At 64.6% G+C, this 5,909-nt stretch carries 7 protein-coding genes; 6 read left to right on the top strand and 1 reads right to left on the bottom strand.

The genetic code is table 11. The annotated features are described in order from the left end of the window. The first annotated feature begins 187 nt into the window (after positions 1 to 187). The 3 genes from JYJ84_RS26600 to JYJ84_RS26590 are packed head-to-tail and all read left to right on the top strand — an operon-like array spanning position 188 to position 1,310. On the top strand, positions 188 to 586 hold the full coding sequence (locus JYJ84_RS26600; protein ID WP_175223112.1) for an ASCH domain-containing protein: 399 nt from the start codon (positions 188 to 190) through the stop codon (positions 584 to 586). Continuing rightward, positions 583 to 948, top strand: coding sequence for a phage protein NinX family protein (locus tag JYJ84_RS26595; protein ID WP_175223113.1), 366 nt, complete (start codon positions 583 to 585; stop codon positions 946 to 948). Before JYJ84_RS26600 ends, JYJ84_RS26595 begins: the two co-directional genes overlap by 4 nt. Further along, the gene (locus JYJ84_RS26590; protein WP_175223114.1) at positions 945 to 1,310 is read left to right on the top strand and encodes a DUF4031 domain-containing protein; all 366 of its coding nucleotides are present in this window, start codon (positions 945 to 947) and stop codon (positions 1,308 to 1,310) included. Before JYJ84_RS26595 ends, JYJ84_RS26590 begins: the two co-directional genes overlap by 4 nt. A gap of 6 nt (positions 1,311 to 1,316) precedes the next feature. Here JYJ84_RS26590 and JYJ84_RS26585 read toward each other — a convergent pair whose 3' ends face one another. Next, positions 1,317 to 1,553 carry a hypothetical protein gene (locus JYJ84_RS26585; protein WP_175223115.1) on the bottom strand — a complete coding sequence of 79 codons (237 nt, stop codon included), beginning with the start codon at positions 1,551 to 1,553 and terminating at the stop codon, positions 1,317 to 1,319. A 145-nt stretch (positions 1,554 to 1,698) separates the two neighbouring features. On the opposite strand from JYJ84_RS26585, the gene JYJ84_RS26580 reads away from it, so the two are divergent. The 3 genes from JYJ84_RS26580 to JYJ84_RS26570 all read left to right on the top strand — a co-directional run. Continuing rightward, positions 1,699 to 3,297 carry a terminase gene (locus JYJ84_RS26580; protein ID WP_175223116.1) on the top strand — a complete coding sequence of 533 codons (1,599 nt, stop codon included), beginning with the start codon at positions 1,699 to 1,701 and terminating at the stop codon, positions 3,295 to 3,297. Between the two features lie 14 nt (positions 3,298 to 3,311). After that, entirely contained in the window at positions 3,312 to 3,755 is a 444-nt protein-coding gene (locus tag JYJ84_RS26575) for a hypothetical protein (RefSeq protein WP_175223117.1), read from the top strand. A 24-nt stretch (positions 3,756 to 3,779) separates the two neighbouring features. Then, the coding region (locus JYJ84_RS26570; RefSeq protein WP_205189652.1) for a portal protein at positions 3,780 to 5,909 on the top strand (2,130 nt) is incomplete at its 3' end.

Genomic DNA, 5,909 nt, shown 5'->3' with positions numbered 1-5,909 from the left:
TGCACGAGCTCGCCGGCGTGGCGCGCGAGATGTTCATGCTCGACCGCGAGCTGACAGCGCTCGGCGCGCGCTTCGAGAGGCGCACGGCGAAGCAGATTTGACCTGACGACCGGCGGGCGCGGAGAGGATTTTTGCGGAGCACCGCGCCCCCGAAAGAAACGTTCTTACTGAGAAACAGGAGAATCGAGTGAAAGCCTTATCAATCCGACAACCTTGGGCATGGCTGATTGCCGCCGGCCACAAGGACATCGAGAACCGGGCGTGGCGCACCGCGTATCGCGGGCCGCTGCTGATCCACGCCAGCAAGGGCATGACGCGGCAGGAGTACGAGGATTGCATGGCGTTCGCGATCCGCGCGGGCCTGCGCAGCTACTTCCCGCGCGACCAGGACCTCGAGCGCGGCGGCATCGTCGGCGTGGCCGATCTGATTTCCGTCGATCCACCGACGAACCGCACGTCGCCGTGGCACATGGATGGCTGCTACGGGCTGCACCTCTGCAACGCGCGGCCGCTGCCGTTCATCGCGTACAAAGGCCAGCTCGGCATCTTCGACGTTCCGGACGAGATCGTGCGAGGTGCGGCATGAAGGTGAGCGAACTGGAGGGCGTGCAGCTCGACTACTGGACCGCGCGGGCCGATGGCTGCGCCGCGAAGATCATGCAGCCGGGCGAACGGCTCAACGGCGTGCTGCTGGACAAGCCGACGTGCGTGGCGCTGACGCACGGCTACACGGACTGGTGGCAGCCGTTCCACGTGTATTGGGGCAGCGCGGGCCCGATCATCGAGCGCGAGAAGATTTCAATCACCATAGCTGACTACGGAAAGGCATGGGGCGCATGCATGCCGAAGGCCGGCGGAATGCCGTTGTCGATCGGCCCGACGCCCCTGATCGCCGCGATGCGCGCGTTCGTCGCCAGCAAGCTCGGCGAGGAGGTGCCGACGCCATGACCGTCTACGTCGACGACATGTACCTGTACCCACTCGGCGAGTACAAGCTGCCATCCGGCCGCGTGATGAAGATGAGCCACATGGTCGCGGACACGCGCGAGGAGCTGCTGGCGATGGCGAAGGCGATCGGCGTGCAGAAGAGGCACATCCAGAAGATCGGCACACACGGCGAGCACTTCGACATCTGCAAGAGCTACCGGGACAAGGCCGTGAAGCTCGGCGCGGTCGAGATCACGCTGCGCCAGTGTTCGGCGATGTGCGTGCGGCGGCGCGAGACTGGCGCGCTGGGCGAACCGGACGACGCGGAAGCATGGGTGAGCGAGCGCGCAGCGGCGCGCCGCGCAGAGCACGCCGATACCTGACCGCCTTCACTTTCCGAGGCGACGCATCAGAGCCGCGTAGGAATCGGCCGTCGCCTCAACATCACCCATCGTTGCTCGCCAGAGAACCCCGCCAGCTACCGCGATCACCTCCCAATCGTCGTTGTCCATCGTCGCATGCGATCGCGCGAGCACATGAATCAGATCAAGCACCGCGGCGGGCGGATCGATCGTCTCGTCGTTCGCGAAACTGCGGATCACGGCCAATACAATCTCCGGCACCATAGCGACCTCCTGAGCAATGAAACAGCGGGCGTGCAAATAATGACATAACAGCCGCGCGGCATTGAAATATCAGGGGCGCGGCGTCGTTTGATTGGTGTGGAGTAGTGCGGTACAGTGCGGCGCAGCACTATCGCACAACACGCCCATGACCGAAGCGCCAACGATCGAGATCGACGATCCGCCTCTGACAGAGGAGGAGCTGGCGCGCTGTCTGTCCGATCCGATGTGGCGAATCTGCTCGGGGCGTCTGTACAAGATCATCATCAAGGGCGATGACCAGGACGAAGACGACGAAGGGCTCGTGATGCACTTCCGTCCGAACCGCGCGCAGCGCCGCCTGCTGCGCCGCCTCTGGCACCGCAACGTCATCCTGAAGGCGCGGCAGCTCGGGTTCACGACCCTCATCTGCATCATCTGGCTCGACCACGCGCTGTTCAATGCGAACAGCCGGTGCGGCATCATCGCGCAGGATCGCGATACGGCCGAGGCGACCTTTCGGGACAAGGTGAAGTTCGCCTACGACAACCTGCCCGAGGCGCTGCGCGAGGCGATGCCGCTCGCCAATTGCACGAAGTCGGAGATGCTGTTCGGGCACAACAACAGCAGCATCCGCGTCGCGACGTCGGTCCGCGGCGGCACGATCCACCGCCTGCATATCTCCGAGTTCGGGAAGATCTGCGCGAAGTACCCGGACAAGGCGGCGGAGGTCGTGACCGGCTCGATTCCAGCCGTGCCGAAGTCGGGCATCCTCGTGATCGAGTCGACGGCCGAGGGCCGCGAGGGCGAGTTCTACGACATCACGAAGCGCGCCGAGGCGCTCGATCAGCAGAAGGATCGGCCGCTCACGCCGCGCGACTACCGATTCCACTTCTATCCGTGGTTCGAGGAGCCCAACTACCGCATGGGCCCGGCTGGCGTCGTCATCACCGAGCGCGACGTCGAGTATTTCGCAGAGGTTGAGGCGCGCATGGGCGTGACGCTCGACGCCGAGCAGCGTGCTTGGTACGTCGCCACGCGCGACGCGGACTTTTCTGGAAGCGAGGAGCGTATGTGGCAAGAGTACCCATCCACCCCGGATGAGCCGTTCCAGGTGTCGACCGAAGGCACGTACTACGCGAAGCAGCTCACGGCGGCGCGTAAGCAGGGGCGCATCAAGTCGGCGCTGCCCGTGCTGTTCAACGTCCCGTGCTTCACCTTCTGGGACATCGGCAACAGCGACGGCACGGCGATCTGGGTGCTCCAGCGCATTGAGCACGAGTGGCGTTCGATCCGTTTCAAGGAAGGATGGGGCGAGCCCTACAGCTATTTCGTGAAGTGGCTCCAAGGGCTGGGGCTTGTGTGGGACACGATGTGGCTGCCACATGACGCTGATCACGTGCGGCAGGGCCAGACGACGAACAAGAGCCCGAAGCAGATGCTCGAGGAGCTGATGCCGGGCGTGCGGTTCGAGATCGTGCCACGCATCGAGGACGTGAACTGGGGTATCCAGCAGACGCGCGACGCGTTCCCGCTGCTCTGGTTCGACGAGACGGAGTGCAAGGACGGGATCATCCACCTCGAAAGCTACCGGAAGAAGTGGAGCGCGCAGCAGCAGCGCTGGATGAGCGAGCCCGACAAGACCGGCGGCCACTCCGAAGCGGCGGACGCCCTGCGTCAGTTCGCGCAGGCATACGCCGCCGGCATCATCAACGTGCGCAAGCCGTCATCGAAGAAACCGCGCCGTAGTAGCTGGCGCACCGCCTGAACATGGAGATGAACGTGACCATCGAAACCGCACGCCCCGCAATCGACCTGACGCGCTACGCGTTCGTGCGCGAGCTCGGCGACATCCGTATGTACGGGACATGGCTCTACGACGAAGAGCTGGATGACGACGAGCCGTGCCTCGTACTGGTGCCGGCGTATCGCACAATTGGTGTGGTGCCGTGCTGTATAGCACTATCGGCAGCGTTCCGTTACACTGATCCGCGCCATCTGGCAGCAGTGTCGCTGCATTTCGCGAAGGCTCTGGGGTTCGACGGAAACATCATGAGCGCAGCGCACAAGATCGGCGGGATCATCCACGATCACCTGCTCGACCTCATCAAGATGCCTGAGAACCCGACCGAGGCCGTCGTCGGCGCAACCGCAAACGTGGACTTCGGCGACGGGCGAAAGCGCAGCGTCGAGATTCTCGACCACGTGCCGATCGACCAAGCCTGACGGCGCACGCACCGGGAACCCAGAATGTTCGACCTCAACGACGAAGACAGCACGCAGCTCGTGCCCGCGCGCACTGACGAAAGCGACGTCAGCCCCGGCGAGGCTGCTGCGCAGACCAAGAAGCCAGCCGACGCGCTGGACAGCGAGGCGGCGCAGGACATGCACGCGCGCCTCCTCTCGTTCTACCGCCAAGAGCTTTCCCGGCAGCAGGAAAACCGGGCTGAGATGGCGGTGGACGAGGACTACTACGACAACATCCAGTGGACGGCCGAGGAGATCGAGGCTCTGAAGGAGCGGGGCCAGGCGCCGACCGTCTACAACGTCATCGCGCAGAGCGTGAACTGGATCATCGGCAGCGAGAAGCGGGGCCGCTCGGACTTCAAGGTGCTGCCGCGCCGGAAGGAGGGGGGCAAGGCCGCCGAGCGCAAGACCGCGTTGCTCAAATACCTGTCCGACGTGAACCATACGCCGTTCGAGCGCTCGATGGCGTTTGAGGAAGCGACGAAGGCGGGCATCGGCTGGCTGGAATCGCAGGTGCAGGACGAGAACGACGGCGAGCCGATCTACGAGGGCGCCGAGAGCTGGCGCAACATGCTCTGGGACAGCACCTACCGGCGGCTCGACGCGGACGACTGCCGCTACATGTTCCGAGTGAAGTGGGTCGACCTCGACGTCGCGATCTCCATCTTCCCGAACCGCGCAGAGCAACTGCGCTCGGCCGCCGTCGACAACTACGAGACGTGGGGCGCGGACGATATCGACGGCGACGACGCGATGGATTCGAACGAGTACGAGCGCTCGATGAACAACTCCGTCGCCGGCGCGCAAGCCTACGCGCGGATGCGCGTGCGCATGATCGAGGCATGGTTCCGCAAGCCGGTGCGTGTGAACCGCCTGCGCGGCCGCAACTCCGACTTCCGCGGCGAGGTATTCGACCCGAACGACGAGCGGCACCAGCTCGAAGTCGCGACGGGACGCGCCGTGCTCGCCGAGTCGCCGATGATGCGCATGCACTGCGCCATCATGACCACGCGTGACCTCATCTGGGCCGGCGCGAGCCCGTACCGGCACAACCGCTACCCCTTTACCCCAATCTGGGGGTTCCGCCGCGCGCGCGACGGCATGCCCTATGGCGTGATCCGCTTCATGCGTGGCATGCAGGACGACGTGAACAAGCGTCTGTCGAAGGCGCTCTACATCCTCTCGACCAACAAGGTCATCATGGATGAGGGCGCGGTTGACGACCTTGACGAGTTCCGCCGCGAGGTGTCCCGGCCGGACGCGGTGCTGGTCAAGAAGCCGGGCAAGGAGATCATCCTCAACGTCGATCGTGACCTCGGCCCGGAGCATCTCGACCTTGCATCGCGCTCGATGCAGATGATCCAGCAGGTCGGCGGCGTCACGGATGAGCTGCTGGGCCGCTCGACGAACGCTGTGTCAGGTGTCGCGATCCAAGCGCGTCAGGAACAGGGCAGTGTCGCGACGAACAAGCTGTTCGACAACCTGCGGCTGTCGTTCCAGCAGCACGGCGAGAAGGTTCTCAGTCTCATCGAGCAGTTCATGACGGAGGAGAAGCAGTTCCGCATCACGAACAGCCGCGGCAACCCGGAATACGTGGCGGTCAATGACGGCCTGCCCGAGAACGACATCACGCGCACGAAGGCCGACTTCATCATCGATGAGGCCGAATGGCGCGCGACCATGCGCCAGGCGGCCGTCGCCGAGCTGATGGAGCTGATTGGCAAGATGCCGCCGCAGATCGCACTGACCATGCTCGACTTGCTCGTCGAGAACATGGACATCCCGAACCGCGACGAGCTCGTGAAGCGCATCCGGTCGGTGAACGGCCAGAAAGACCCGGACGCGACCGAGCCGACGCCGGAGGAAGTGCAGCGCGAGCAGGCGCAGCAGCAGGAGCAGCAGTATCAAGACGCGCTCGCAATGGCGAACCTGCGCGAGGCCGAGGCGAAGGCGGCGCGCGCCGAAGCCGAAGCGATCAAGGCGCGTGCATCCGCGCAGCACATCCAGAAGCAGGCCGTCCGCGAGGGTGTCGTCGCGATCAAGGACGCGACCGACGCGGCGACCGCGATCGCGTTCATGGCGCAACTCGCTCCGTTGTCTGACGGAATCTTGCGAGAAGCGGGCTGGACCGAC

This window comes from Burkholderia sp. LMG 13014 (assembly GCF_905232215.1).
Classification (GTDB): domain Bacteria; phylum Pseudomonadota; class Gammaproteobacteria; order Burkholderiales; family Burkholderiaceae; genus Burkholderia.
Note: the sequence above shows the minus strand (reverse complement) of the source record. Positions and strands in the feature narration are given on the sequence as shown.

Excerpts from the sequence above, each read along its gene's own strand:
- JYJ84_RS26595 (WP_175223113.1), top strand. The coding sequence starts at position 583 with ATGAAGGTGAGCGAACTGGAGGGCGTGCAGCTCGACTACTGGACCGCG.
- JYJ84_RS26590 (WP_175223114.1), top strand. The coding sequence starts at position 945 with ATGACCGTCTACGTCGACGACATGTACCTGTACCCACTCGGCGAGTAC.
- JYJ84_RS26585 (WP_175223115.1), bottom strand. The coding sequence starts at position 1,553 with ATGGTGCCGGAGATTGTATTGGCCGTGATCCGCAGTTTCGCGAACGAC.
- JYJ84_RS26580 (WP_175223116.1), top strand. The coding sequence starts at position 1,699 with ATGACCGAAGCGCCAACGATCGAGATCGACGATCCGCCTCTGACAGAG.